Raw genomic sequence first — 24,606 nt, 5'->3', positions numbered from 1 at the left:
AAGCCGTAAAATGCCTGCCCTTGCGTCATTTTACACCAGACAGCGCCTTGACCAATAAGAAACCAACGGGCATGTGACGCGCATGTTGATTTACAAAATCATGACTGCCGACCAATGGGCAGACTTTCAGGCAAAAGGCCAGTTCGCCGGTGCGCCCATCGATATCGCAGACGGGTTCATTCATTTCTCGACTGCCAGCCAATTGCGCGAGACTGCGGCCAAGCATTTCGCGGGTCAAGATGATCTTGTACTTGTCTGGATCAATGCTGACAGGTTTAGCGATGCGTTGAAGTGGGAAAAGTCGCGCGGTGGCGCGGACTTTCCACATCTCTACAGGCCTTGGGATTTACCCGAGGTCAATGGATCATGCGCTTTGCCATGGAACGGCTCGGCACATATCTTTCCAAACGAAATACCATGAGCTTGATCGAGCAGTTTGGTCTGCGTGCACTGCGCGCCCTTGATCCCGAAACTGCCCATGGCCTATCGCTCAAAGCGCTGAATGCAGGGCTCGCGTCCCTGCCCGGCCCCGCAACCTCGCCTCGATTGCAAACAACGCTTTCCGGCCTCGCCTTACCCAACCCCGTTGGGCTTGCGGCAGGCTTTGACAAGAACGCCGAAGCGGTGGACGCATTGCAAAAAGCCGGTTTCGGCTTTCTGGAGGTTGGGGCTGCAACCCCGCGCCCGCAGCCAGGCAACCCAAAGCCTCGCTTGTTTCGTCTGACCAAGGATCAGGCCGCCATCAACCGCTTTGGCTTCAACAATGACGGGATGGAGATCATTGCAGATCGCCTGTCAAAGCAGCGCCACAGCATACCTGTCGGCCTAAACCTTGGGGCTAACAAAGATAGCTCGGACCGGGCCGAGGATTTTGCGAAAGTCATACATCATTGTGGCGCGCATGTGGGTTTTGCGACGGTCAACGTCTCATCCCCAAATACGGAAAAACTGCGCGACCTGCAGGGCAAGGCTGCGCTGTCATCGCTTTTGACAGGTGTGATGGCTGCGCGGGATACTTTACAAACGCCTATCCCGGTCTTTCTGAAAATCGCCCCCGACCTGACCGACGCTGAACTGGCTGAAATTGTCGAGGTTGCACTGGAAACAAAGCTTGACGCAATCATCGCAACCAACACAACCCTGTCGCGCGAGGGGCTGCACAGCCCCCATAAGGATCAGGCAGGCGGGCTGTCCGGGCAACCGCTCTTTGAGAGGTCCACCCGAGTTCTTGCCACATTGTCACACCTGACAGATGGACAGTTGCCTCTGATCGGGGTTGGCGGCGTTGCGTCTGCTGAGCAAGCCTATGCCAAAATTTGTGCAGGGGCCTGTGCCGTCCAGCTATATACCGGCATGGTCTATGGTGGCCTGTCGCTTGTTACACGGATCGCCAACGGCCTTGATGATCTGCTTGTCCGCGATGGATTCAAAACAATCTCTGAGGCCACAGGATCGAAACGCCAGGACTGGCTCTGATCTGCATTGCTATGCAATCCTGGGCTTGAAGACCCAAAGTGTTATTTTGCCTGCGCTGAAGCTTCCAACGCTGGATAGCGCCAGCCAAGCGTTATACCTCTGGCGATAAAGGAAATCACCAATGCCAACCATAAGCCATGGTTACCAAGGACTGGCAGCAGCAGTAAAAGCGCTACGATGTAGATCAGGAAAGACAAAATCATCATGTTACGCATGTCGCGACCACGTGTTGCGCCAATGAATATTCCATCCAACATCCATGCAGCGCAGCCAGCGATCGGCGCCAAAACCATCCACCATAAATAGATACGCGCCTCTGCGCGCACCTCAACGGATTTGGCCATAACGTCAATCAGCCATGGACCGATCAGGGCGAAAAACAGGGCCATTCCGACACAAACCATCGCACCCCAGAAAGATGTGACCAGCGCGCTACGGCGCACTCCGGCACGGTCTTTTTGTCCATAAGCCCGCGCAATCAGGGTCTCGGCGGCGAAGGCAAATCCATCCATCGCATAGGCGGTAATATACATGAACTGGACCAGAACTTCGTTCGCAGCAAGCGTGACATCCCCGAAGCCTGCGCCAAGAAAGACAAACGACGTAAATATCGTCATCAGAAGCGCAGAGCGGATCAGAATGTCGAGATTGACCAGCATCATGGCGATCAGCTTCGCCCGGTCAAAGACACGCGCCCAATCGCGCCAGTCAGGCCGCGCAAACGCAGCGCGGCAGAGGTAAAGGCCGATCCCTGCACCGGTGATCTCGGCAATAACCGTTGCAATCGCGACGCCCTCTACGCCCCAGCCAAGCCCGAGTACAAACAGGAAATCAAGCGCGATGTTCAGACCGTTCATGATCAGCTGAATCCAGAAAACACCGGATGTTTTTTCCATCGCGACCAACCAGCCAGTTAGCGCGAAAACAGCAATAGCAAACGGCGCAGACCAGATTCGTATGCTCAGGTAGGTCCGGGCAAGCCCTTCAACCTCAGGTGTCGCAGGCGATAAGGCCAATGCCCCCCAGAAAAGCAAAGGTTGCAGGATGAATAGTAGCAGGCCCCCTGCCCCAGCAATCAAAAGCGCGCGGGTCAAAAGTGCGGAAACCTCAGCCCCGTCACCGGCACCTTCCGCCTGACCAACCATCCCGACCGTTCCCATACGTAGGAAACCAAAGGTCCAGTAAATCGTGGTCAGTATGATCGCGCCCATGGCGACAGCGCCAATCGGGGCAGCCTCACCTAATTGACCAATCACACCTACATCCACCGCACCAAGGATTGGCACTGTGGCATTAGATAGAACAATTGGCAGCGCGATTTTCAGCACACGGCGGTGAGTGATTGCTTCAGCCATCCTTGGCGTCAGAGACCGGCATCAGGAAATGCCCCGTGGCTTGTGCAAACAGGCGGGATCGGTTGTCCTGCCATGCTTCGACATGCACTGAGGCATAGCGCCGCCCCGACCTGTTCACCCGCGCGCGCGCATACGCATCGCGCGGCAGCCCCGAACGCAGGTAATCCACAGTGAAATCTATGGTTTTTGGCATTCGTTGTGGGGTGGCATCGTTGGGCACAGCGCCTTGCTCCATCTCGTGCCAAAGCGTGGACCAGGTCAATTCCACAATCGCCGCGACCTCCAGAAATGCCGCTGTGGCCCCGCCATGCAAAGCAGGCAAAAGCGGGTTGCCGATCAGTTCATCCTTGAACGGCAGGATCGCCGTCAGCTCATCCCCGCGGCGATCAAATTGGATACCGAGGAACTGGATGTAAGGCACACCTTCGACCAGCCGGGTCAGGGCTGCATCACGTCGCCTCTTAACAACCTGCACAGGTTCAGGGGGACGACGGGGGCTCATTTCGCACGCTCGAATGTAAACGCACCTGTTGCCGCCGCAATGGGATTGGTTTTGTCATCATCCAAAGCGCTTGCCCGCACGAACGCCACAGCACGCGTCACATGATAACACGTCGCTTCAGCACGGATACGTTGCCCTGGAACCGCAGAGCGCATGTAATCGATGCGCAGATCAATAGTGGCAGTACCCATAGGTGCGTCCGGATGGCTCATAACCGCAGCTCCGCCGCATGTATCCATCAAAGCCGAAATCGCTCCGCCGTGGATCACCCCTGTTTTCGGATCCCCGATCAACCGCGCATCATAGTCCATTGAAATAATTGCCCGACCCTCGCCAATCTCTTCCAGCTCCATCCCCAAAGCTTTGGAATGTGGAATGGCTTCGATAAACTGACGGGCAATCTTGGTGCGATCTGCGGGAGGCATTTTCTGTCCTTTTACTGCCTTATGTTATTGTGGGCTTTACCACCTCTCGCAACCCCGAAAACCAAATGCTCAGATTGGGGGCTAGGAAAATGGCTACGTATTGGGCAAAGTGGGGACTCTTAGAAAGAACTAAGTTGCTCATATGACTGAGACACGACTGACCTTTAAAGAGATGTGTGCAAGATCTCGATGTCACGCCGCGCACATTGCGTTACTACGAATATATTGAGCTGTTACAGCCTGAACGTGATGGGCGCAGCCGATATTATCACGCTCGTGATATTGCACGGATGAAATTGATCATGCGCGGTCGCAAATTCGGGTTTTCGCTGGAAGACATCCGCCAATGGCTGGAGCTTTACGATAAAGACCCTGAGAATCGCACACAGATGGAGGCATGGATCACGCTTGCCGATGGCCAGTTAGAAGAACTCAACAGCCGCAAGGCCCAGATTGACGAGGCAATAGACGAGCTGAAGGCCCTGCGGGATCAGGTGGCGAAGAACCTTTAGAAATTCTTCGACAATGTGGCACCACATTCCGTGACATCATAGTCAAAGAGCCCGATATTTGATTTGTTCTTCGTGTAGGAACAGTTCAATCGCGGTGTGAAGCCAGAATAGTTTATCCGAGAATTCTGAACGCTGAAGTTGATACCATAAAAGTCATCTTCCCTCGGACTCGTTGTCAACGGGAAGTCGCCAACGAAATCACGCTTTCCGAAATTAAGACCCGCGCTTGTTTGCAAGCCGCCGTCCCAGGCTTTCGAGACGCCTGCGAATAAGGTGTAACCACTATATTGCAAAAAGGGTGCCTGCGGCGTGCTGCGATCAACCGCAACACCCCCGCTCACAGACAGGCTTGGGTTGATTTGATGCCGCAAGTTAATATTGGCAGAGATAAACTCGCCATTGCTGGTGCTTCGGAATGGATAGGTTCGGTCTTCGTAATTTATGGAAAAGCCAAGTTGGTTTTTAGCAGAAACCCTGCGGCTTAACGTAAACTTTAAACCGGTCGCCTCATTATCATTTGTATCAGAACGCCAGGTTCTGCGAAAATATGGGCCAATGGACCAACTGCCTTTTGCAAAAGCTTTCTCGTAAGACAAGGATAATGATCCGGTGGCGCTATCGTAGAGATCGCTTTTGTAATCACTGCCAACAAGGCCCCAATTTAGAACAACGCGGCTTTGTGGTGTCAAAAGGTGGCGAAAATATCCGGAAACGCCAATCTGAACCCCAATACCAGAGTCTGGCTGTTCATTGGGTCTGAAAGTACCAACCCCAGTGACGAAATCCGTATTAGTCGTGGCCCGGTTAATATTTGTCGATGGCAGCAAGGAAAAATATCCGCTGATCCCAACAGGTTTATTCTGATCAATGACGTTGAGGAAACCCCGATACCCGTTTCTGTTGACCTCGTTACGATCGATTTCCAGCAATTCCTTGAAATGGAATTCTGCGACATCGTAGTTGCGTGCCAGCAGAAGTGTATGCGCCAGTTCCCGTTTGGCGTTTATGTATTGAGGGTCCCTGCGCAACACTTCCCGAAATGTTGCGATAGCTTGTGGAAAATTACCCGTCGCCTTTTGGACAAGGCCTTGAAAAAATAACCGGTCCTCTGGGGACGGGTTTGATTGTTCCAGTTTTGCCTGTGCGGCTTCAAGCTGTCCTTGATTGATAAGGCGCGCGATAGAAACAGCATCGGATTGGGCAAACCCAGTACCCGCAATTCCAAAGCTCCCGATCCATAAGAGAACCGGGAACGCTGAGACGAGCTTATTTAGCATCCTGCAATGCTTAGTCAGCAATAAATGTGCCAACAATTGCACCACTATTGCCTTCTGACAAAACAACGCCTCCGACTTCATCAGGGACAGATGCGCCATCTAAACCGAAGAAATTACCAGCTACCGTTGTTTGTGTAGAGCTTCCGGTGATATCTACCGCTGCGCCGCCATTCGTCGTTGCAAAAGTACCGCCAGTGAACGAGTTACCGGAAATTGTCATTCCAGTCGCCGAAACCGTATCAATCGGGGCTGTACCGCCTGAGACAGTAGCAAACCTATCTAGGGTTACATCGACAGTTCCATTGCCAAAGTCAGCATCCACAGTGCTTACACCATTATTCAGATTGGTGGTGGTCGGACTTCCACCAAAGACTTGTTGTACAACTATTACGTCGGCATCACCTGTATATGTGGCAGAACCGGTTGTGGGGACATCAGCTGAATTTGTTACGGTCCCAACAACCCCAATTGTAGCATAGTCCGTACCACCAACATTGTATTCTTGCCCATATACAGCCACATATTCGTAGCTTCCACCTGTCAGAACGGAACCAGTTGTGCCTATTGTAGAGCCCGCGTCTGAGATCTGCCCTGCCGCATTAAACCCATCCTCATCGGCTAATGAATATGTGCCGTCACTTACAACCGCGCGACCAGTGCCGTGGTTTAGTGAACCTGATACGTCTCTGACGGCTAAATCGGTATTTGTTGCTTGAATGGTCTTTCCACCCAACGCGCTTGTCGTTGTAGCAGTGCTATCCAAACGCTCCGCCGTGCCGGCAGGTGTCGTAACTGGATCGGGTCTTCCGACACCGCCGATTAAACCACTACCGGCTTATGCCGGTAGGTTTCCGTTTGGAGTGAAGCTCCAGATACTTAAGTATGACATCGTCGGTCACATTGCCCGAGGTGGTCGAAAAATATCCACGGGCCCAAAACCGCCTGCCCCAGTATCGCTTTCGCAAGTCCGGAAATTCCATCTGGATTTTGCGCGACGAGCGGCCCTTGATCCGCTGCATCACCGTCGACAACGCCAGATGCGGCGGGATCGATACAAACATATGCACGTGATCGCTCGACAGCACACCTTTCTCGATATCGACCCCCATCTCAGCGCAAGTCTGGTAGATGATCTCGCGCAGGCGCAACCGCATGTCGCCCTTCAACACCTTGAACCGATATTTGGTCACCCAAACAATATGATATCGGTGATAGAATTTGGTATGACTGCCAGTATAATAGGCCATGACCCTTCTCCCTGTTTTTGGCTTTCACCCAAGGGCGAGCCAAAAACAGGGAGAAGGGTCATCAGGATTTAGCTGAAGCGAACCGGCTGAAAGCCGGTGGATTTAAACCTAAGAATTGGAAATTAAAGCGAAATCGCCACCGCCGCCGCCACATGCGGACAATACCGCGATAGAAACTAGTGATAGACTTGTTGTTAGTTTTTTGTTTGATAATTTCATTTTCGTACTCTTCCTCGATTTTCTGACGACCCCCAAATCCTTATAGGACTGATTTACGTGAGTCAGCGCAAGATGCCAAGAAAATTAACCGAATACTGCAAGATGTATAACTAAAGTGCAGGAAAAATACTACAGGCGCAAATGTCCCTATCCAAAAGCACCTTCGCCGCCGCCTCAAAGCGCTTTGGAAAGTCATAAAATTGCGCATGCGTGCGGGTGACGTTGCCTGACATTACGTCAACTTGGTTCTGACGCCACGTTACATTTACGTTAACGTCAAGAATGCTTGTAAGCTAATCTCAACTTTCTCATGTCCACCGGGAATTCATCACGGAGGACAGCTCTATGACTGAGGAAATCATGACCATACGCGAGATGTGTGAAGCATACGGTGTCACACCAAGGACTTTGCGGTTCTATGAATCCAAGGAATTACTCTTTCCGATCCGCGAAGGACAAAAGCGGCTGTTCACACGGCGCGACCGGGCACGGTTGAAATTGATTTTGCGGGGCAAACGCTTCGGTTTCTCGCTGGAAGATATTCGTCAGCTTCTGGATATGTATGACTTGGGCGACCAGCAAGCAACGCAATTTGCCCGGACTTACGAACTGGCCCGTGAACGTCTGAGCGACATGATCCGCCAACGCGACGAATTGAACGAAGCCATCGCTGACCTGCAAGAGCAGATGCGGTGGGGCGAGAAAATGCTTGCCTCTCTTGGCCCACAAAGGGCGGCTGGCTAAATATCAACATAAACGACATTCTAGGGGGAGGGCAGAAATGCCAAGCTACACAGCACCGACCAAAGATATGCAATTCATTTTGCATGACGTTCTGAAAGCCACTGAACAGAATATCCCCGGATATGATGAGTTGGACCCGGACTTTACAAGCGCAATATTGGAGGAAGCTGGCAAAATTTCTTCCGAAGTGCTGCAACCTTTGAACACAGTTGGCGACACCGAGGGCTGTGTGCTGGAAAACGGCGTGGTCCGCACGCCAACAGGGTTCAAAGCTGCGTTCGAGCAAATGAAAGAAGGCGGCTGGACAGCCCTTGATTGTGATCCTGAATATGGCGGTCAAGGTATGCCCTACCTGATGGGCACCGCCGTGGGGGAAATGTTCGTTTCAGCCAACATGGCGTTCAATATGTATCAGGGCCTGACCCACGGGGCCTATTCTGCGATCCACGCCCATGGCTCGGACGAACAGAAGCAGAAATACCTGCCAAAGATGGTCACATGTGAATGGACCGGCACCATGAACCTGACAGAGCCTCATGCGGGCACCGATCTGGGCATGATGCGCACCAAGGCAGAACCGCAAGACGACGGTACTTTCAAGATAACGGGCCAGAAGATATTCATCTCAGCCGGCGATCATGACATGGCCGAAAACATCATTCATCTGGTGTTGGCCAAGATACCGGGCGGACCAGAGGGCATTAAGGGCGTGTCCCTGTTCATCGTGCCTAAGTTTCTGGTCAACGACGACGGCTCCCTTGGAGCTCGCAATGGCGTCTCGGTCGGCAAAATCGAGGAAAAGATGGGCATCCACGGCAATTCGACTTGTGTGATGAACTACGACGAGGCGACTGGCTATCTTATTGGGACTGAGCACAAAGGTATGCGCGCCATGTTCACCATGATGAATGAGGCACGCTTGGGCGTTGGTCTGCAAGGTTATGCACAGGCGGTGGTCGCCTATGAGAACGCGCTGGCCTATGCGAATGACCGCTTGCAAGGCCGTGACGTGACCGGCGTGAAAAACCCTGATGGCCCCGCTGACCCATTGATCGTGCATCCGGACATTCGCCGCAATCTGATGGACCAGAAATCCTTCGTCGAAGGCGCCCGCGCCTTCACCTTCTGGGGCGCACATCTGATTGACCGGCACGTTCGTTCGCATGACGATGATGCGGAAGGCCTGATTTCGCTGCTGACACCCGTTATCAAAGGTTTCCTGACCGATAAGGGCTTTGAAAACGCTATCAATGCTCAGCAAGTCTATGGCGGACACGGCTATATCGAGGAATGGGGCATGTCCCAATTCGCACGCGACGCCAGGATCGCAATGATCTACGAGGGTGCCAATGGCGTACAAGCGCTGGATCTTGTCGGGCGCAAGCTGGCGCAGGATGGCGGCAAGCATGTCATGGCATTTTTCGATATGGTGAAAAGTTTTATCAAGGAAAACGCTGGTAATGAAGACTATGACAAGGCCTTCCTTGACCCCTTGAAAGCAGCGTCAAAAGATTTGCAAGCAGCGGGTATGTATTTCATGCAGAACGGTATGAAGAACCCGAACAACGCACTGGCCGGGTCTTATGATTTTATGCATATGTTTGGTCATGTCTGCCTTGGCCTGATGTGGGCAAGAATGGGCAAAGCTGCGATGGACGCGCTTGAAGCGGGTGCCTCTGACACAGAATTCTACGAGGCAAAAATCGCGACCGGTCGTTACTATATGGCCCGTCAACTGCCTGCCACCGCGATGCACCTGTCCCGAATTGAAACAGGTGCGGACACGGTGATGGCACTGGATGCGGCGAATTTCTAAAGATTTGTCGCGGCCCTCTTAACACGGGCCGCGATCCTCAAGGGCCGGCAAAAGATCGGGCCATGATCGGGAGGACAACTTGTCCGACATATCGACCCATCACGAGGCTTTCTCTGGCGGCTGCCAGTGCGGCGCAGTGCGCTACACGGTGAATGAAGGTCCGGCAAAGGCGTCCGTGTGCCATTGCCGCATGTGCCAACGCGCGACCGGCAATGCGTTTGCACCTTTGATCGAGGTCGCGAATGAGGCTGTCCGCTTTACTGGAGCGATTACAAGATACCTGTCTTCTAACATCGCCGAGCGCGGATTTTGCCCGCGCTGCGGAACACCTGTTTTCTATCGTGGTATCACCCGTAAAAGTGTGGAACTAATGGCGGGTACACTTGACCCTGACACCACATTTGAACCTGTCGCGAACCATGGGGTCGAGACACGCGTCACATGGCTCTCGACGCTTTCAGAAATTCCAGATCAGGAGACTTTCTTTACCGAAGCAGAAACTGTTCAATCCAATCAGTCCCTAGAAGAACGTGCACATGCCGATTAAAATGCATCCTTGCACGAGCGTGATTGGCCTGCCCATCACAGCATTGGCAAGATATCGGCCTTTATTCGATAAGACTTTCACATTCACCCAACACAGAGGCCTGACATGTCCATCAAACTTTATTGCTTCGGCGAAAGCGGCAATTCCTACAAGGCGGCCCTGACCCTGCAACTGGCCGAGGTCGACTGGGAACCTGTCTTTGTCGACTTCTTCAAAGGTGAGGCCCGCAGCGACGCTTTCAAAACCATCAACCCAATGGGCGAAGTACCGGTTATGGTCGACGGCGATCTAACGCTAAGCCAATCGGGTGCGATTCAGGATTATGTCAGCTCCAAATCCGGCAAACTGGGTGGGCAAAGTGCCAATGAACGGCGCGAGATCATGCGTTGGGTGCTGTGGGACAATCACAAACTCAGCTCAAACGCGGGCACGGTGCGGTTCCTGATGAATTTCCTGCCCGAAGAAAAGCGAAACCCAGACGTCATAGCCTTCCTGCAAGGTCGTCTTAAAGCCGCTTACACAGTGCTGAACGATGAATTGGCGAACAAAGACTGGCTGGTGGGCGACCGCATCACCATGGCCGATATCGCCTGCTGCGGATACCTGTTTTACGAGGAACCATTCGGGTTCAACCGGGCGGACTGGCCCAATATCGACGCGTGGTTGACGCGGATCAGCGAGACGCCGGGCTGGAAGCATCCCTATGATCTGATGCCACGGGCGTTGTCGAAATGATCCTTGCCGCCTTTCTCATCGGCATGGTGCTTTGCGGGCTGACCCTTGCGCTGATCAGGGCAGAGGATGGTGCGCCTGATGACAAATTCGGCAGCGCCGTTGCAATGTTCTCGGGCTGGTGCGCCTTTGGTATGTTGCTGATGGCAGGCACCTACGGTTTGGGCCTTGTTCTGCCCGCATTAGCTGGCGCTGCTGTCTTGATGGCGCGCACTGCGAAATTCAGCACAGCGTTTTCATCGCTGGCTCAATATAAATTGCCCCTTGGGGTTGGTGCACTGGTTGCCAGTGTCATCACCTGGATGGGCGTCCTTAATCTGATGGAGGAACTCCCCAATGGCTGAAGCCTATATCTACGACGCCGTCCGGTCCCCACGCGGTAAAGGCCGCAAAGATGGTAGCCTGCACGAAGTCACATCTGTGCGCCTGTCTGCGCAAATACTGAACGCCATGAAAGAGCGTAACAATCTGGACGGCCATGCGGTCGAAGACGTGATCTGGGGCAATGTCACCCAAGTTGGTGAGCAAGGCGGCTGCCTTGCCCGTACCGCCGTTCTGGCCTCTGATCTTGATGAAAGCATTCCCGGCCTTGCCATCAATCGCTTCTGCGCATCGGGCATGGAAGCTGTGAACCTTGCGGCCAATCAGGTCAAAGGCGGCGCAGGTGATGCCTATATCGCGGGCGGGGTCGAGATGATGGGGCGCGTTGCCATGGGTTCTGACGGGGCGGCGATTGCTGTGGACCCAAGCGTCGCGATGGAGACTTATTTTGTCCCACAAGGGATCAGCGCAGACATCATCGCCACAGAATACGGGTTTTCCCGTGACGACGCTGACGCGCTGGCCGTTGAAAGCCAGAAACGCGCCAAGGCAGCTTGGGACGACAGCCGCTTCGATAAATCCGTCGTGACAATTCGGGATCAAAACGGCCTGCCTATTCTGGATCATGACGAATACATGCGCCCCGGCACAGATATGCAGGCGCTTGGCGCGCTCAACGCCTCTTTTCAACAAATGGGGGAGGTCATGCCCGGTTTCGACGCCGTGGCGCTTATGAAATACCCACACCTTGAGAAGATCAACCACATCCACCATGCTGGCAATTCATCCGGCATCGTTGACGGCTCTGCTGCCCTGTTGATCGGGTCAAAAGAGTTCGGCGAGAAGCATGGCCTGAAAGCGCGCGCCCGGATCAAGGCCACAGCGAAAATCGGCACTGATCCTACGATCATGCTGACCGGGCCCGTGCCAGTGACACGAAAGATCATGGCCGATAATGGCATGGATATTAAGGACATTGATCTGTTCGAAGTGAATGAGGCTTTCGCCTCTGTCGTGTTGCGCTTCATGCAGGCTTTTGACGTGGATCATAGCAAGGTCAACGTGAATGGTGGCTCCATCGCCATGGGCCACCCGCTGGGCGCGACTGGCGCCATGATAATCGGCACATTGCTGGATGAAATGGAACGGTCTGACAAAGAGCTTGGCCTTGCCACACTGTGCATCGCGTCAGGCATGGGCGCCGCCACAATCATCGAGCGCGTCTAATGCCAAAAATCGATATAGCAAATGTGCCGGTCAGGACCGGCTCGTCCTATCCGGCATCTGAAGCGGCCAAAATGGAAGGCCGCTCCCAACAGCGCTTGGGGGACGCGGGCGGTATCACCCAGTTCGGGGCCAATCTGGTCACACTCGCCCCAGGTGCGCTGTCCTCGTTGCGCCATTGGCATGAAAAGCAGGATGAGTTTCTGGTTGTCACAAGCGGCACCTGTACCCTGATTGATGATACTGGCGAGACAGAGCTGAAAACTGGTGACTGTGCCGCCTTTCCGGCAGGTGATCCAAACGGGCACCATCTGGTCAACAAAACAGATACCAGCGCCAGCTTTCTGGTTATCGGCACCCATACACCCACCGAAACGGGGTATTACAGCGATCTTGATATGATGGTGAAAGTGGCAAACGGCACCTACACGTTCACACGCAAGGACGGAACACCCTTTGGCGAGGCGACAGAGTAATGCCAAAGGTCGACCTGCTGCCCCCTTTGACGCTTGAGAAGGATCCAGCCCATCCGGTTCTGGGGTCCGGCAACGGTGATTACTCTTACAGCATCATCGGGGAGGCCGGTGGGCTGACACAGTTCGGTGCGCATATCGAGGTATTGCACCCCGTGCCCGATCTTCATATCGGCACTGGCATGAAACCGAAGACGAAATGATCTACATGTTGTCAGGCGAAGCCGTACTGATCGAGGACACAGAAACCGTTCTGCGCCAAGGTGATGCCGCCTGTTGGCCAGCCGGTTCTCCAATCGGTCATTGCATTGAAAACCGCAGTGATCAGGACGCAATCTATCTTACGATCGGCACCCGCAACCAGACTGACATTATTCATTACACCGACCATGATTTGGTCACTTACAAACACGGCTCGGCGCGACGTTATACGCGCGAAGACGGCTCAGACTATCCCGTAAGGAGGAACACATGACCGATTTTTCATATGCAGTTGACGCTGATGGCGTTGCCACCATCACATGGGACACGGTTGGCAAATCCATGAACGTGATGAACGAACAAGGGTTTATCGATCTGGATGCGCTGATCGATAAGGCGCTTGCCGATGATGCCGTGAAAGGCGTGATCCTAACCTCTGGCAAACCCGATAGTTTTGCCGGCGGCATGGACCTGAACATTATTGCGAAGATGAAAGAAAGTGCAGGCGATGACCCTGCCCGCGGTCTGTTTGATGGCATCATGGCAACCCACGCAATCCTGCGCAAGATCGAGCGCGGCGGCATGGATGACAAGAATAAGGGCGGTAAGCCGATTGCCTGCGCCATGCAAGGCACAGCGCTTGGGATCGGCCTTGAAATTCCGCTTGCCTGCCATCGCATCTTTGCCGCTGACAACCCAAAAGCCAAGATCGGACTGCCTGAAATCATGGTGGGCATTTTCCCCGGCATGGGCGGCACAACTCGGCTGGTACGCAAGATGGGTGCCATGGCGGCCTCTCCGTTGTTGTTGGAAGGTAAGCTGAACGATCCGAAGAAAGCCAAGATGGCTGGCATCGTGGACGAAGTGGTCCCTGCCGATGAACTTCTGGCAAAGGCCAAGGAATGGGTTCTGTCTGAACCTTCCATCGTCAAGCCTTGGGACGAAAAGGGCTACAAGATGCCTGGCGGCGCACCCTATCATCCTGCGGGCTTCATGACGTTCGTCGGTGCATCAGCTATGGTCAACGGCAAGACCAAGGGTGTCTATCCTGCCGCCAAGGCTCTGCTGTCTTCCGTGTATGAAGGCGCGATGGTGCCATTTGACACAGCCCTGAAGATCGAGACGCGCTGGTTCACGAATGTTCTGATGAACCCATCCTCTGCAAATATGATCCGCTCGCTCTTCATCAACAAGGAAGCGTTGGAAAAAGGTGCGGTACGCCCTGACGTGCCTGACCAGAAGGTGCAAAAAGTTGGCGTTATCGGCGCTGGCATGATGGGCGCGGGGATTGCGCTTATCTCAGCCCTTGCAGGGATCGAGGTCGTGTTGATCGACGCTAAACAAGACGCTGCTGATAAGGGCAAAAGCTATACAGCCGATTACATGGATAAAGGCATCGCCCGGAAGAAAGCGACCGAAGAAAAGAAAGAGCAGGTGCTTGGCCTGATCAACGCCACGACCGATTACGACGCGCTGAAAGGCTGCGATCTAATCGTCGAGGCGGTGTTCGAAGATGTGGGCGTCAAGGCCGAGGTTACAAAGAAAGTACAGGCAGTCACCGGCCCTGACTGCATTTTTGCCACCAATACCTCAACCCTGCCGATCACAGAGCTTGCCAAAGCTTCCAAGGATAGCAGTGATTTCATAGGCATTCACTTCTTCTCGCCCGTCGATAAGATGATGCTGGTCGAGATCATCAAGGGTCAGCAAACCGGCGACCGTGCGGTGGCCAAAGCGCTGGATTATGTGCGCCAGATCAAGAAAACCCCTATCGTGGTCAATGATGCGCGGTTCTTCTATGCCAACCGCTGCATCATCCCTTATATCAACGAAGGCATACGTATGGTCAAAGAGGGCGTCGCCCCTGCATTGATCGAGAACGCAGCCAAGCTGATCGGTATGCCCCTTGGCCCGCTACAACTGGTCGATGAAACTTCGATTGATCTGGGCGTAAAGATTGCGAAAGCCACGAAGGCTGCAATGGGCGATGCCTACCCGGACGGCGCAATAGATGAAGTGTTGTTCTGGATGGCCGATGAAGGCCGCTTGGGACGCAAATCCAACGCAGGCTTTTATGACTACGACGATAAGGGAAAACGCCAACTCCTATGGGACGGGCTTGCTGCGAAATATCCCACAGCCGCAGAACAACCCGAACTTCACGAGGTTCAGAACCGCCTGCTGTTCGCGCAAGTGCTAGAGGCTGTGCGCGCGATCGAAGAAGATGTGCTGATGGACATTCGTGAAGGCGATGTCGGCGCAATACTGGGCTGGGGCTTTGCGCCATGGTCTGGCGGGCCGCTAAGTTGGCTTGATATGGTTGGTACCCCTTGGGCAGCAGAAACCACAAATGCTTTGGCGGAAAAACATGGGAAGCGGTTCGAAGCACCGGCGCTCTTGCAAGAGATGGCCGCGAAGAACCAGACATTCTACGGACGCTTTGATCCAGCCAAAGCTGCTTGATCTGGAAGGCGGCGCGCGGTCGACACTGCGCGCCGTTTGTTCAAATCCAATCCAGTTTATGAGCGCGCGCGTTAATTTCTTTGCGCTCAGACATATGGCGCACCAGCAGTCTCGCCTGTCGATCATCTAAAGGTAGCGCAGTCTGCACCCGATTGGGGATTGGTGGATCCAGCATAAGACCACCTTCAACCACCAATATCTCGGGCTGATCGAAAGTCAGGGTGACATGAGGAAACGGCTGATCAAGCCGCGCCCGTGAAATGCCGTAGCAGCCAATAAGGCTTTCGGCTTTCAGACTGACCCGCGTGTGTTCAAACAATGTGCTGGCTTCGGGCGTATCAATGACAAAACGCATTTTGGGCGCGACCATCAGGTTTTGATCATTTCCAAGCGCCTGCTCGGGCACAATGACTGGCCAATGGGCGGCAGCAGCCTTTGTTGACCCAAGGCACAGCTCGCCCTTGGCAAGCCCGGTAATAGGTTGTTCCCCATGTTCTCCGGTGAGGACAATATCGCCGACCGCTAGATCCTCAACTGGGGTCCAACTGTAAGACGTCGCCACGCGGGTCCCATTAAACAACCCAGGGGATGGAGCCACGTTCAGTAACAGCGGAGGCGGTGCGCTTCGCTCTTTCCAAAACGACTTAAACATATTTCACCTGTTCGCTTCGTTATATGACGCCCCCAAGCGCAGATCTCAGAGGATGTTCTTATAAAGAGGCAGGAGTTTGACAAGATATTATTAAATTAAGAACAGTGGCTTATATGCCAAAGTTATAGTGAAATCGCGCAATGTCATCTGCCGCGAGCCTTGAAATCAAGGCTTTATCAGCCTCGGAATACAAATGTGTATATCCCGGGCTGCGATGCGATCTGTTGCTGTGTGGCAACGGCGCAAGCTTGAGATTCAGCAACGATTCCAGTTTTGGCAAATCCTCGCTCAGATGTTCGAGCCGCAGGAACAGATCACATTGCTCCCGCCCAGCTCTATCTGTGACGTAAGTGCTATAGCGAGAGCCGCGTAGGCTGAGTATAGTGTGCTCATGATTTAAAAAATCGCTGAAAGACAAAGACTGCGCCAGCCGGACGGATGGATGATCAAATCGCTGGTCTTTTAGCCAGCGATATAGGCTTGCTGCATGGTCCCATGGATTACGCACAAGGGTGAACACCTTGAACTTTGCAATCTCTTCTTCACTAACCAACCCCACAATATCCGTTAGCCGGGAATGCTTCCACAACCGACCGGATGTCTGGACGCCCTTCACGCGCTTGCGCCGTCGTTCAGCTTTTGGCGTGTCGCCCAGCATGATGTCATCTGCCATTGCGCGGTTTTCAAGCGCAAGCGCCAGAGACGTTCCACCCGTTTTCGGGATATGCACAAAGATATACTGACGCCCGCGCGAGATGATCATGGCCCTTCCTGCCCGAAGATGTGCTGTATTTCAAACCCCACACAACCATTTGTTGAGCGACCCGGATAATTTCGCTAAGCTGATATAAAGAACAAAAAAGAAGCAGTGGCGCAGCCGCACACAATGACGGCACTCAAAGAGTATCAACGACTGGAATCGATTGGCCTTTGGCGCGAAGCGCCCGAGACCCAAAGGCGTGATGTATTGCTATCGTTTGGCAAGGCGACCGTGGTGATCAGCGACAAATCTGGCAAAGCATTGGCGCATTGGTCCTTGCCCGCGATTGAGCGAATGAACCCTGGCAAGCGCCCCGCAATTTTCCAGCCCGGACCCGAGTCCGGTGAAGTGCTGGAAATTGAAGACGGCATGATGATTGATGCCATCGAGAAGGTCCGCACGACAATCGCACGGCACAGGCCCCATCACGGACGACTGCGATTTGCGACTTTCGCGGGTATTCTTGCGCTAATCGCTGCCCTTGGTGTGTTCTGGCTGCCCGGCGCATTGGTCCGCCACACAGTCTCGGTCATACCAGACAGCACACGTCTGGCAATTGGCACAGCGCTTCTGGGCCATATGTCCCGGCTCACGGGCGATACATGCCGAAATGTGCAGGGCAGTCAGGCCCTCGCCCGCCTGAAATCACGCGTCTTGGGTGATGATATGCGCAATATCTATGTGATCCCAGGTGGTGGGCGTAAGACTATCTTCCTACCCGGCGGGTTGCTGCTTTTGAACCGCACACTGGTCGAGGATCACGATGCACCTGACGTAGCCGCTGGGTATATGCTGGCTGCGGCCGAGATCGCCTCGGTCAATGATCCGATTGAACATCTGCTAACCAATGCCGGGGCTGGCCCGACATTCCACCTGCTGACCACAGGAAAGATCAAGGATGACGTTCTGGGCGATTACGCTCAAACGCTTCTTACAATGCCGCAGCAACGGCCAACAGCCAGTATGGTGGTGGACAGGTTTGCAAAAGCAAAGGTTGCGACGTCGCCCTATGCCTACGCGCTGGATGTTACAGGCGAGAGCACAGTGGACCTGATTGAAGCTGATCCTTACCCGAATAATGCAGCCCCACGCCTTATCTCGGACGGAGACTGGCTGAGCCTGCAAACAATCTGTGAGCAGCAATAGGGAATCTAACCCGAGCTATTGTCTTTCGCGGGTTGCGTTAATGTCGGTTTATAGCCGCACAGCACCTGCCGTTTGCGATTGACGCGGGGGATCCAGATTACACGCTTACCCTGCCCCGCACGGATGTAAATACACCCGCGGCTATCGACATATTGCTTGCCTTGGTATGTAGCGGGCGGGATTTCGGCAGGGCCAGTGTCCGATTTCAGATTTTGCGCCACTGCCATTGGTGCAACGCACGTGATTACGAAAAATACCGGTATCCAACGCATTTCCACCCCCCAAATTCTGCTGCCATGACCATGACCCAATGCCCTTGGGCTGTAAACTGGTGCTATTTCGTTCCGAACATACGGTCACCCGCATCGCCTAGACCCGGTACGATGTAGCCTTTTTCATTGAGGTGACTGTCCAAAGCGGCTGTGACAATTGGCACATCAGGATGCGCTTCTTTCATCCGCGCGACACCTTCAGGCGCGGCCAAGAGACAGAGGAATCGGATATTTGTGGCCCCTGCCTGTTTCAACAGATCAATCGCTGCCACGGATGAATTCCCGGTCGCCAGCATCGGGTCCACAGCTATGACCATACGGTCCTCAAGTGCTTCCGGCACCTTGAAATAATATTGCACAGGTTGCAGAGTTTCCTCATCCCGATAGAGCCCGACAAACCCCACGCGGGCCGAGGGGATCAGCTCCAGCATTCCATCCAGCAATCCGTTGCCCGCCCGCAGGATAGAGATTAGCGCCAGCTTACGCCCATCCAGCGTTGGTGCATCCATCGCCTCAATCGGTGTTTCAATCCGCTTGGTGGTCATCGGCAAGCCGCGCGTAACCTCATAGGCCAGCAATTGGCTGATCTCGCGCAGAAGCTGGCGGAAAACAGCGGTTGAGGTGTCGATCTCGCGCATCAGTGTCAGTTTATGCTGCACCAACGGGTGATCAACGATTGTCAGGTGCTCAGATGTAAGGCGGTCTTCGGGCATCTTATGGCTCCAGATGTTTCAGAATGCGGGTGCGGGTCGCGTCATCACAGAATGCCGCGTGCATTGCAGTACGGTTCAGCTCGGCAAATATCTCTTCGTCCCAACCAAATGTATCTGCCAAACGGTCATATTCGGCGTTCAGTGTCGTATGGAAAAACGGCGGATCATCGGTGGAAACTGTAACATTCACCCCTGCAGCGCGCAGCTTTTCGATCGGATGATCAGCCCAGTTTTCATATACGCCCAGCGCGATATTTGACCCCGGACAGACCTCTAGCGTAGTGCCATTCTCGGCCAGTTGATCCACCAAAGCAGGATCATTGATCGCGTGGACGCCGTGGCCGATCCGCTCGACCCGCAGATCGCGCAAAGCATCACGAACCGATGCCGCTCCACCCCATTCGCCCGCATGGGCGGTGAGGCGCAACCCGGCTTCACGTGCCATGTCAAAGCTATAGGCAAAATCAGCCGGTTTCCCTTTGCTTTCATCCCCTGCAATCCCGAAGCCCGTGATTAAATCACCCATCGTTTCGACAGCACAATGAGCCACGGGTTTTGCCTGATCCGGTCCAAAATGGCGAATGCAGGTAATTACGCCACGCAGAGTAATGCCCATATCACGCTCTGCATGATTGGCCGCCTCTGCCATGGCAGCCAGATAGTCGCGCCAAGCAACCAAATCGCCGCCCCCACAGAAATCAGGGCTCAGGAAGGTTTCGGAATAGACGACACCTTGCTCGGCTGACTGTTCCAGCACGGCAAGGGTCAGACGGTAAAAATCCTGCGGTGTTTGCAGGACTGTACAGGCGGCCTCGTAAGTCCGGAGGAATTGGGTGAAATCCGTGAACTTGTAATCACCTTGCTCGTCAAAAATCCCTGAAAGATCGATCGATTTTTCTGCTGCAAGCCCTCTGATGAACGCAGGCGGCGCAGCGCCTTCAAGATGCAGGTGAAGTTCCACTTTGGGCAGCGATGTAAACGTCATAGAAAGCTCCGACCGGGTCCATATTGGGGCAGGTTTAAATGATCTGCAAAGGCGGCTGCAACATCAGAAAACCCGACCGTTCCAATAGCATGATGCCCGATGCCGGCCCCCAGAACAGGCACGCGTTCCCGTGTGTGATCCGTTCCGGTCCAGGTAGGATCATTGCCGTGATCAGCAGTGAAGATCATCAAATCACCCGCCTGCAACATCGGTAAGATGCGGGTCAGCTGCGCATCAAACCATTCCAGATGGCGCGCATAGCCTGAAACATCACGGCGATGGCCATAGAGACTGTCGAATTCAACAAAATTTGCGAAGATAAAGCTGCCATCTTCGGCTTCGCGGATTACATCGGCCAGATGATCCATCAGATCAGCATCCACCCCTTTGCGCAGGTCCGAGATACCACGATGCGAGAAAATATCCCCGATCTTGCCGATCGCATAAGTCTTGCTCCCTGCCTCTTGCGCCCAATCCAGTAGTGTCGGCTTGGGGGGTGCGACCGCATAATCGCGGCGGTTTGGGGTGCGTTTGAACGTATCAGGCGTCTCGCCCACAAAGGGTCGAGCGATAACCCGACCAACCTTCATCGCATGCAGTGTTGGTGCAAGCGCTTTGCAAAGCGTCAGCAGGCGATCCAGACCGAAATGGGTTTCATGAGCCGCGATCTGAAAAACACTATCTGCCGAAGTATAACAGATCGGTTGACCAGTTTTGATATGGTCCAACCCCAGCCGCGCGATGATCTCGGTGCCCGATGCATGGCAATTACCAAGAATGCCGTCGGTCCTCGCCAATTGTGCGACCTTGATGGAAAGATCTGGCGGGAAGGCAGGGGTTTCGTCTGGAAAATAATGCCAGTCCCAGGGTACGGGAACACCTGCCAATTCCCAATGCCCGGATGGCGTATCCTTACCGCGCGAGACCTCGGTCGCAGCGCCCCACAAGCCTTCGGGTTGCATCGAGAGCCCCGGTGCAGTTGCCCCCGAGGCCAGCTCGACCACATAGCCAAGCCCAAGCCGCGCAAGGTTGGGCAAATACAAAGGGCCACTACGCCCGTCCTCTGCCCGCCCCTCAGCACAAGCCTGCGCGATATGGGCCAAGGTGTTTGAGCCTTCATCGCCGAAAACCGCAGCATCCGGCGCGCCACCACAGCCTACTGAGTCCATAACAATCAGAAAGCCCCGCTTCACAGGTGTAGCTCCCCATAGATCAACGGCGGCATATCAGGCGCTTTTGCCCCAATATTGTAAGCAGCCTTCACAGCGGCTGCGGCCGCATCAGCACGCACTTCGTCAGAAGCGTGCACCATGGCCAATGGCGTTTTCGTGTCGAGCTTCTTGCCAAGGGGTTGGAAGCCGGACAAACCAACCGCCGAATCGATCCGATCAGTTTCGCGCAAACGTCCGCCGCCTAAATGCACCACCGCTTCACCTAAGGCACGCGTATCTATTTCGGTGACGTAACCAGCCTTGGTCGGCATAACTTCACGCACAATCGTTGCCTCTGGCAAGCAATGTCGCCAGCTCTCTGCAAAGTCTGGCGGACCGCCCATGGCTTCAACCATCTCAGCAAATTTTTCCGCCGCTTTGCCAGACGCAAGCGTTTTGGCGACCATTTTCGCGCCCGCTTCCAAATCAGTCGCAAGGTTATTGCTGACCAGAACCGCCGCCCCCAAGGCAGTCGTCACATCAACCATCCGTTGGTTCGTCTTGGTGCCTGTCAACACCTCCATCACCACGCGGATTTCCAGCGCATTGCCAGCCGCATTCGCCAAAGGTTGTGACATGTCGGTTATCAAGGCAGATGTCGGGCAACCCGCCCCGTTCGCGACAGAGACCAGTGATTGCGCCAAAGCATGTGCATCCGCCGGGTCCGCCATGAAGGCACCTGACCCGGTTTTAACGTCCAGAACAAGCCCATCAAGACCAGCGGCCAACTTCTTTGACAGGATTGAGGCCGTGATCAGATCGATGCTTTCCACGGTCGAGGTTACGTCGCGGATCGCATAAAGCCGCTTGTCAGCAGGTGCCACGCGCCCGGTCGCGCCAACAATGGCGCAGCCGACCTTACGCACAACGTGCTCCAGCCGTTTGGGACCGATGTCGGTGATATAACCGGGGATCGCCTCCAGTTTATCAAGTGTACCGCCCGTATGCCCCAGCCCGCGCCCTGAGATCATGGGCACATAAGCACCGCACACAGCCAAAGCAGGGGCAAGCAACAAAGACACCGTATCACCGACGCCACCGGTCGAATGTTTATCCACGACCGGCCCCGGCAAATCCCATTGCAACACATCGCCACTGTCGCGCATTGCCTCCGTCAATGCTACGCGGGCATTATCGCTCAGCCCTTTGAGGCAGATCGCCATCGCAAAGGCACCCGCCTGCGCATCGGTCACGGCACCCGAGGCAAGAGCCGCCCCGAACCAGCGCATATCATCCGGCAGGACATCCTGCCCTTCCCGGATTTTCAGGATGATCGCACGGGCATCCATCAGCGGGCCATATGGGTCTGATCAAACGCACCCGGCAATAAGTCAGCGACTGTCATTGTCTCTGATGCGCCGCCTATCGTTACCATAGTAACCGGAACATCGCTTGCTGCGAATTCCGCCAGTTTCTGACGGCACCCACCGCAGGGCGGCACAGGTGTCGGACTGTCGGCAATGATGGTTATTTCAGCGATCTCGCATTCCCCGGCTGCAACCATAGCTGCAATCGCCCCTGCTTCAGCACAGGTGCCTTCGGGATAGGCAACATTTTCCACATTGCAGCCGCTAAATACCGCCCCCGATGACGTGCGTAAGGCCGCACCTACTTTGAAATTGGAATATGGCGCATGGGCATTACTGCGCACAGCACAGGCGTGTTCGAGAAGTGTTTTGTCGCTCATGCCCTAATCTGCCCCGGCCAAGCCACCGGATGCAAGCGAGTAAGGCCTGACCTGCGGAAAACAGATCAGGCCCCATGTTCAAACGTGACGAAGTACCTTAGCCAATGATGCCATCAGACAGGAAAGTCGTCATATCAACGCCATCATTTTTGAGCTCGAGGCCCATTTCCTCGGGCGTCACATTAACGGTGATCTGTGCTTTTGATTGCTCAGTCCCCTGACCTGTACGATCCGAAATCGTAACATCCAGCATCTCAACCCCATTGAAATCAGGATCAGGTGTGTAAACCAAAGTTGACCCCGCGCCCGACAGCGTCACCGTGCCATTATTCGCACCCGTGACGGTGTCGAAGAACAAGTCTTCGCCCTCGGGGTCAGAGCCAAGCTGGCCTGGGGTGACAGTGAAATCAAATTCTGGTGTGTCTTCAGCAATGGTGAAGGTTTTATCTTCAACAACCGGGGGTTTGTTTTCGGTCACCGCGCCGTTAGCATCGGGCGTAACACCGCCACCTTCTGCCTCTGGAGTTACGTTGATGGTAATCTGTGCTTTCGATTGCTCGGTTCCCTGACCTGTACGATCCGACACCGTGACATCCAGCGTTTCAACCCCATTGAAGTCAGGATTGGGGGTGTAGACCAAGGTGGAGCCTGCGCCTGACAATGTCACCGTGCCATTGCTTGCACCTGTAACGGTATCGAAGAACAAATCTTCGCCCTCGGGGTCCGAGCCAAGCTGGCTTGGGGTGACGGTGAAATCGAATTCTGGTGTGTCTTCAGCAATGGTGAAGGTTTTATCTTCAACAACCGGGGGTTTGTTATCTGCCATCTCAGCGCCATCGCTTTTGACCCCGCTCGCGGCCTCCTCTTCAGGCGTCACATTAACGGTGATTTGTGCTTTCGATTGCTCGGTTCCCTGACCTGTACGATCCGAAATTGTAACATCCAGAGTTTCAGTCCCGCTAAAGTCAGGATTGGGGGTGTAAATCAAGGTGGAGCCTGCACCCCCCAAATTCACAGTACCATTGCTGGCGCCCGTGACGGTGTCAAAGAACAAATCTTCGCCCTCGGGGTCCGAGCCAAGCTGGCTAGGAGAAATGGTGAAATCGAATTGCTGCGTGTCTTCGGCAATTGTAAAGGTTTTATCTTCTACAACCGGGGCTTTGTTCTCTGGTATTGTAAAGTCGGACGTTTGCTCGAACAGCGCTTCTCCTTCAGCGTTTTTCTGAGTAAATGCTTCAACTTTCAGTTGATAATCACCTGTTTCATAGGTGGCGCCTTTGGAAAAATCACCGTTATTATCGCCAAACAATGCATAAGGCGCGACATTTTCAACGCGCACCTGATCACCAAGTGTAAGCCGAACACTTCCAATGCTTTCAGCAAGAGCAGGATCGGTCGCTTCTACAGAAAATGAGATGTCACGGTCTTTGATTATATCAACCGGCAAGCTTTTACCTGCTGATAACGTGGTGAGAACTTCGTCGGTATTCGTATCAATTACTGAGACTTTCAGTTTATCAGATATTGGTTCCATTATACCCTCTGAGTACTTGTTTTCTAACTTGGCTCCCAGCATGAGCGCTGTAGCCATAGTCACAAAGACATAGCTGGGATTGTGTAGAGCGATATGAGTGAATCTGTATATT

At 54.0% G+C, this 24,606-nt stretch carries 28 protein-coding genes and 1 pseudogene; 14 read left to right on the top strand and 15 right to left on the bottom strand.

Features of this window, described 5'->3' with window-relative positions:
* Positions 1-82: 82 nt before the first annotated feature.
* Both ACZ1HF_RS17280 and ACZ1HF_RS17275 read left to right on the top strand, forming a co-directional pair.
* Positions 83-421, top strand: a complete 339-nt coding sequence (locus ACZ1HF_RS17280; protein ID WP_472658672.1) for a DUF952 domain-containing protein — start codon at positions 83-85, stop codon at positions 419-421.
* Complete coding sequence (locus tag ACZ1HF_RS17275; RefSeq protein ID WP_472658671.1) at positions 418-1,476, top strand: quinone-dependent dihydroorotate dehydrogenase; 1,059 nt, start codon at positions 418-420, stop codon at positions 1,474-1,476. Before ACZ1HF_RS17280 ends, ACZ1HF_RS17275 begins: the two co-directional genes overlap by 4 nt.
* A gap of 41 nt (positions 1,477-1,517) precedes the next feature.
* Here ACZ1HF_RS17275 and ACZ1HF_RS17270 read toward each other — a convergent pair whose 3' ends face one another.
* The 3 genes from ACZ1HF_RS17270 to ACZ1HF_RS17260 are packed head-to-tail and all read right to left on the bottom strand — an operon-like array spanning position 1,518 to position 3,758.
* Complete coding sequence (locus tag ACZ1HF_RS17270; protein ID WP_472658670.1) at positions 1,518-2,831, bottom strand: MATE family efflux transporter; 1,314 nt, start codon at positions 2,829-2,831, stop codon at positions 1,518-1,520.
* Positions 2,824-3,333, bottom strand: coding sequence for a PaaI family thioesterase (locus ACZ1HF_RS17265; RefSeq protein WP_472658669.1), 510 nt, complete (start codon positions 3,331-3,333; stop codon positions 2,824-2,826). The genes ACZ1HF_RS17270 and ACZ1HF_RS17265 overlap by 8 nt, the downstream gene beginning before the upstream one ends.
* Positions 3,330-3,758 carry a PaaI family thioesterase gene (locus ACZ1HF_RS17260; RefSeq protein ID WP_472658668.1) on the bottom strand — a complete coding sequence of 143 codons (429 nt, stop codon included), beginning with the start codon at positions 3,756-3,758 and terminating at the stop codon, positions 3,330-3,332. The genes ACZ1HF_RS17265 and ACZ1HF_RS17260 overlap by 4 nt, the downstream gene beginning before the upstream one ends.
* Before the next feature lie 142 nt (positions 3,759-3,900).
* On the opposite strand from ACZ1HF_RS17260, the pseudogene ACZ1HF_RS17255 reads away from it, so the two are divergent.
* Positions 3,901-4,270 (top strand): annotated as a pseudogene (locus ACZ1HF_RS17255) (MerR family transcriptional regulator).
* On the opposite strand, the gene ACZ1HF_RS17250 reads toward ACZ1HF_RS17255, so the two are convergent.
* The 3 genes from ACZ1HF_RS17250 to tnpA form a co-directional block, all read right to left on the bottom strand.
* Complete coding sequence (locus ACZ1HF_RS17250; protein WP_472658667.1) at positions 4,267-5,547, bottom strand: surface lipoprotein assembly modifier; 1,281 nt, start codon at positions 5,545-5,547, stop codon at positions 4,267-4,269. The pseudogene ACZ1HF_RS17255 and the gene ACZ1HF_RS17250 overlap by 4 nt on opposite strands.
* Before the next feature lie 10 nt (positions 5,548-5,557).
* Positions 5,558-6,310 (bottom strand): transferrin-binding protein-like solute binding protein, encoded by a 753-nt coding sequence (locus ACZ1HF_RS17245; RefSeq protein WP_472658666.1) that lies wholly within the window; start codon positions 6,308-6,310, stop codon positions 5,558-5,560.
* A 64-nt stretch (positions 6,311-6,374) separates the two neighbouring features.
* Positions 6,375-6,794, bottom strand: coding sequence for an IS200/IS605 family transposase (gene tnpA, locus ACZ1HF_RS17240; RefSeq protein ID WP_472658665.1), 420 nt, complete (start codon positions 6,792-6,794; stop codon positions 6,375-6,377).
* A 564-nt stretch (positions 6,795-7,358) separates the two neighbouring features.
* On the opposite strand from tnpA, the gene ACZ1HF_RS17235 reads away from it, so the two are divergent.
* The 10 genes from ACZ1HF_RS17235 to ACZ1HF_RS17190 all read left to right on the top strand — a co-directional run bounded on the left by ACZ1HF_RS17235 (position 7,359) and on the right by ACZ1HF_RS17190 (position 15,534).
* Positions 7,359-7,757, top strand: coding sequence for a MerR family transcriptional regulator (locus ACZ1HF_RS17235; RefSeq protein WP_472658664.1), 399 nt, complete (start codon positions 7,359-7,361; stop codon positions 7,755-7,757).
* A 37-nt stretch (positions 7,758-7,794) separates the two neighbouring features.
* Positions 7,795-9,573 carry an acyl-CoA dehydrogenase C-terminal domain-containing protein gene (locus ACZ1HF_RS17230; RefSeq protein ID WP_472658663.1) on the top strand — a complete coding sequence of 593 codons (1,779 nt, stop codon included), beginning with the start codon at positions 7,795-7,797 and terminating at the stop codon, positions 9,571-9,573.
* Positions 9,574-9,652: 79 nt separating this feature from the next.
* Entirely contained in the window at positions 9,653-10,120 is a 468-nt protein-coding gene (locus ACZ1HF_RS17225; RefSeq protein ID WP_472658662.1) for a GFA family protein, read from the top strand.
* Positions 10,121-10,225: 105 nt separating this feature from the next.
* Positions 10,226-10,855, top strand: coding sequence for a glutathione S-transferase family protein (locus tag ACZ1HF_RS17220; RefSeq protein ID WP_472658661.1), 630 nt, complete (start codon positions 10,226-10,228; stop codon positions 10,853-10,855).
* Positions 10,852-11,196 (top strand): hypothetical protein, encoded by a 345-nt coding sequence (locus tag ACZ1HF_RS17215; RefSeq protein WP_472658660.1) that lies wholly within the window; start codon positions 10,852-10,854, stop codon positions 11,194-11,196. The genes ACZ1HF_RS17220 and ACZ1HF_RS17215 overlap by 4 nt, the downstream gene beginning before the upstream one ends.
* Complete coding sequence (locus tag ACZ1HF_RS17210) at positions 11,189-12,400, top strand: acetyl-CoA C-acetyltransferase (RefSeq protein ID WP_472658659.1); 1,212 nt, start codon at positions 11,189-11,191, stop codon at positions 12,398-12,400. The genes ACZ1HF_RS17215 and ACZ1HF_RS17210 overlap by 8 nt, the downstream gene beginning before the upstream one ends.
* Positions 12,400-12,873 (top strand): cupin domain-containing protein, encoded by a 474-nt coding sequence (locus tag ACZ1HF_RS17205; protein ID WP_472658658.1) that lies wholly within the window; start codon positions 12,400-12,402, stop codon positions 12,871-12,873. Before ACZ1HF_RS17210 ends, ACZ1HF_RS17205 begins: the two co-directional genes overlap by 1 nt.
* Complete coding sequence (locus ACZ1HF_RS17200; RefSeq protein ID WP_472658657.1) at positions 12,873-13,073, top strand: hypothetical protein; 201 nt, start codon at positions 12,873-12,875, stop codon at positions 13,071-13,073. Before ACZ1HF_RS17205 ends, ACZ1HF_RS17200 begins: the two co-directional genes overlap by 1 nt.
* A complete protein-coding gene (locus tag ACZ1HF_RS17195; protein ID WP_472658656.1) occupies positions 13,070-13,345 on the top strand; it encodes a cupin domain-containing protein in 276 nt (91 codons plus the stop codon). The genes ACZ1HF_RS17200 and ACZ1HF_RS17195 overlap by 4 nt, the downstream gene beginning before the upstream one ends.
* Positions 13,342-15,534 carry a 3-hydroxyacyl-CoA dehydrogenase NAD-binding domain-containing protein gene (locus ACZ1HF_RS17190; RefSeq protein WP_472658655.1) on the top strand — a complete coding sequence of 731 codons (2,193 nt, stop codon included), beginning with the start codon at positions 13,342-13,344 and terminating at the stop codon, positions 15,532-15,534. The genes ACZ1HF_RS17195 and ACZ1HF_RS17190 overlap by 4 nt, the downstream gene beginning before the upstream one ends.
* A 40-nt stretch (positions 15,535-15,574) precedes the next feature.
* On the opposite strand, the gene ACZ1HF_RS17185 is transcribed toward ACZ1HF_RS17190, so the two are convergent.
* The gene (locus tag ACZ1HF_RS17185; protein WP_472658654.1) at positions 15,575-16,186 is read right to left on the bottom strand and encodes a Hint domain-containing protein; all 612 of its coding nucleotides are present in this window, start codon (positions 16,184-16,186) and stop codon (positions 15,575-15,577) included.
* Positions 16,187-16,295: 109 nt separating this feature from the next.
* The gene (locus ACZ1HF_RS17180) at positions 16,296-16,949 is read right to left on the bottom strand and encodes a sulfotransferase family 2 domain-containing protein (RefSeq protein ID WP_472658653.1); all 654 of its coding nucleotides are present in this window, start codon (positions 16,947-16,949) and stop codon (positions 16,296-16,298) included.
* A 123-nt stretch (positions 16,950-17,072) separates the two neighbouring features.
* Here ACZ1HF_RS17180 and ACZ1HF_RS17175 point away from each other — a divergent pair, with 123 nt between their 5' ends.
* On the top strand, positions 17,073-18,092 hold the full coding sequence (locus ACZ1HF_RS17175) for a hypothetical protein (RefSeq protein WP_472658652.1): 1,020 nt from the start codon (positions 17,073-17,075) through the stop codon (positions 18,090-18,092).
* Positions 18,093-18,097: 5 nt separating this feature from the next.
* Here ACZ1HF_RS17175 and ACZ1HF_RS17170 read toward each other — a convergent pair whose 3' ends face one another.
* The 7 genes from ACZ1HF_RS17170 to ACZ1HF_RS17140 form a co-directional block, all read right to left on the bottom strand.
* Positions 18,098-18,364: a hypothetical protein gene (locus ACZ1HF_RS17170; RefSeq protein ID WP_472658651.1), complete on the bottom strand. Its 267-nt coding sequence runs from the start codon at positions 18,362-18,364 to the stop codon at positions 18,098-18,100.
* Between the two features lie 62 nt (positions 18,365-18,426).
* Complete coding sequence (upp, locus tag ACZ1HF_RS17165) at positions 18,427-19,077, bottom strand: uracil phosphoribosyltransferase (protein WP_472658650.1); 651 nt, start codon at positions 19,075-19,077, stop codon at positions 18,427-18,429.
* 1 nt (position 19,078) lies between these two features.
* Complete coding sequence (locus tag ACZ1HF_RS17160) at positions 19,079-20,062, bottom strand: adenosine deaminase (RefSeq protein ID WP_472658649.1); 984 nt, start codon at positions 20,060-20,062, stop codon at positions 19,079-19,081.
* A complete protein-coding gene (locus ACZ1HF_RS17155) occupies positions 20,059-21,255 on the bottom strand; it encodes a phosphopentomutase (RefSeq protein WP_472658648.1) in 1,197 nt (398 codons plus the stop codon). Before ACZ1HF_RS17155 ends, ACZ1HF_RS17160 begins: the two co-directional genes overlap by 4 nt.
* Complete coding sequence (deoA, locus tag ACZ1HF_RS17150; RefSeq protein WP_472658647.1) at positions 21,252-22,562, bottom strand: thymidine phosphorylase; 1,311 nt, start codon at positions 22,560-22,562, stop codon at positions 21,252-21,254. The genes ACZ1HF_RS17155 and deoA overlap by 4 nt, the downstream gene beginning before the upstream one ends.
* A complete protein-coding gene (locus ACZ1HF_RS17145; RefSeq protein WP_472658646.1) occupies positions 22,562-22,960 on the bottom strand; it encodes a cytidine deaminase in 399 nt (132 codons plus the stop codon). Before ACZ1HF_RS17145 ends, deoA begins: the two co-directional genes overlap by 1 nt.
* Positions 22,961-23,057: 97 nt before the next feature.
* Complete coding sequence (locus ACZ1HF_RS17140; RefSeq protein ID WP_472658645.1) at positions 23,058-24,494, bottom strand: Ig-like domain-containing protein; 1,437 nt, start codon at positions 24,492-24,494, stop codon at positions 23,058-23,060.
* Positions 24,495-24,606: the final 112 nt, after the last annotated feature.

The sequence above is a fragment of the Litoreibacter sp. GN1-5 genome, assembly GCF_055693805.1.
Note: the sequence above shows the minus strand (reverse complement) of the source record. Positions and strands in the feature narration are given on the sequence as shown.

What these genes read in the sequence shown, in the direction of transcription:
- upp (WP_472658650.1), bottom strand. Translation starts at nt 19,077, where the DNA reads ATGCCCGAAGACCGCCTTACATCTGAGCACCTGACAATCGTTGATCAC.
- ACZ1HF_RS17200 (WP_472658657.1), top strand. Translation starts at nt 12,873, where the DNA reads ATGCCAAAGGTCGACCTGCTGCCCCCTTTGACGCTTGAGAAGGATCCA.
- ACZ1HF_RS17210 (WP_472658659.1), top strand. Translation starts at nt 11,189, where the DNA reads ATGGCTGAAGCCTATATCTACGACGCCGTCCGGTCCCCACGCGGTAAA.
- ACZ1HF_RS17270 (WP_472658670.1), bottom strand. Translation starts at nt 2,831, where the DNA reads ATGGCTGAAGCAATCACTCACCGCCGTGTGCTGAAAATCGCGCTGCCA.
- ACZ1HF_RS17220 (WP_472658661.1), top strand. Translation starts at nt 10,226, where the DNA reads ATGTCCATCAAACTTTATTGCTTCGGCGAAAGCGGCAATTCCTACAAG.
- ACZ1HF_RS17205 (WP_472658658.1), top strand. Translation starts at nt 12,400, where the DNA reads ATGCCAAAAATCGATATAGCAAATGTGCCGGTCAGGACCGGCTCGTCC.
- ACZ1HF_RS17275 (WP_472658671.1), top strand. Translation starts at nt 418, where the DNA reads ATGAGCTTGATCGAGCAGTTTGGTCTGCGTGCACTGCGCGCCCTTGAT.
- tnpA (WP_472658665.1), bottom strand. Translation starts at nt 6,794, where the DNA reads ATGGCCTATTATACTGGCAGTCATACCAAATTCTATCACCGATATCAT.
- ACZ1HF_RS17280 (WP_472658672.1), top strand. Translation starts at nt 83, where the DNA reads ATGTTGATTTACAAAATCATGACTGCCGACCAATGGGCAGACTTTCAG.
- ACZ1HF_RS17160 (WP_472658649.1), bottom strand. Translation starts at nt 20,062, where the DNA reads ATGACGTTTACATCGCTGCCCAAAGTGGAACTTCACCTGCATCTTGAA.
- deoA (WP_472658647.1), bottom strand. Translation starts at nt 22,562, where the DNA reads ATGGATGCCCGTGCGATCATCCTGAAAATCCGGGAAGGGCAGGATGTC.
- ACZ1HF_RS17190 (WP_472658655.1), top strand. Translation starts at nt 13,342, where the DNA reads ATGACCGATTTTTCATATGCAGTTGACGCTGATGGCGTTGCCACCATC.
- ACZ1HF_RS17175 (WP_472658652.1), top strand. Translation starts at nt 17,073, where the DNA reads ATGACGGCACTCAAAGAGTATCAACGACTGGAATCGATTGGCCTTTGG.
- ACZ1HF_RS17170 (WP_472658651.1), bottom strand. Translation starts at nt 18,364, where the DNA reads ATGCGTTGGATACCGGTATTTTTCGTAATCACGTGCGTTGCACCAATG.
- ACZ1HF_RS17185 (WP_472658654.1), bottom strand. Translation starts at nt 16,186, where the DNA reads ATGTTTAAGTCGTTTTGGAAAGAGCGAAGCGCACCGCCTCCGCTGTTA.
- ACZ1HF_RS17215 (WP_472658660.1), top strand. Translation starts at nt 10,852, where the DNA reads ATGATCCTTGCCGCCTTTCTCATCGGCATGGTGCTTTGCGGGCTGACC.
- ACZ1HF_RS17180 (WP_472658653.1), bottom strand. Translation starts at nt 16,949, where the DNA reads ATGATCATCTCGCGCGGGCGTCAGTATATCTTTGTGCATATCCCGAAA.
- ACZ1HF_RS17140 (WP_472658645.1), bottom strand. Translation starts at nt 24,494, where the DNA reads ATGGAACCAATATCTGATAAACTGAAAGTCTCAGTAATTGATACGAAT.
- ACZ1HF_RS17230 (WP_472658663.1), top strand. Translation starts at nt 7,795, where the DNA reads ATGCCAAGCTACACAGCACCGACCAAAGATATGCAATTCATTTTGCAT.
- ACZ1HF_RS17250 (WP_472658667.1), bottom strand. Translation starts at nt 5,547, where the DNA reads ATGCTAAATAAGCTCGTCTCAGCGTTCCCGGTTCTCTTATGGATCGGG.
- ACZ1HF_RS17235 (WP_472658664.1), top strand. Translation starts at nt 7,359, where the DNA reads ATGACTGAGGAAATCATGACCATACGCGAGATGTGTGAAGCATACGGT.
- ACZ1HF_RS17195 (WP_472658656.1), top strand. Translation starts at nt 13,070, where the DNA reads ATGATCTACATGTTGTCAGGCGAAGCCGTACTGATCGAGGACACAGAA.
- ACZ1HF_RS17260 (WP_472658668.1), bottom strand. Translation starts at nt 3,758, where the DNA reads ATGCCTCCCGCAGATCGCACCAAGATTGCCCGTCAGTTTATCGAAGCC.
- ACZ1HF_RS17265 (WP_472658669.1), bottom strand. Translation starts at nt 3,333, where the DNA reads ATGAGCCCCCGTCGTCCCCCTGAACCTGTGCAGGTTGTTAAGAGGCGA.
- ACZ1HF_RS17145 (WP_472658646.1), bottom strand. Translation starts at nt 22,960, where the DNA reads ATGAGCGACAAAACACTTCTCGAACACGCCTGTGCTGTGCGCAGTAAT.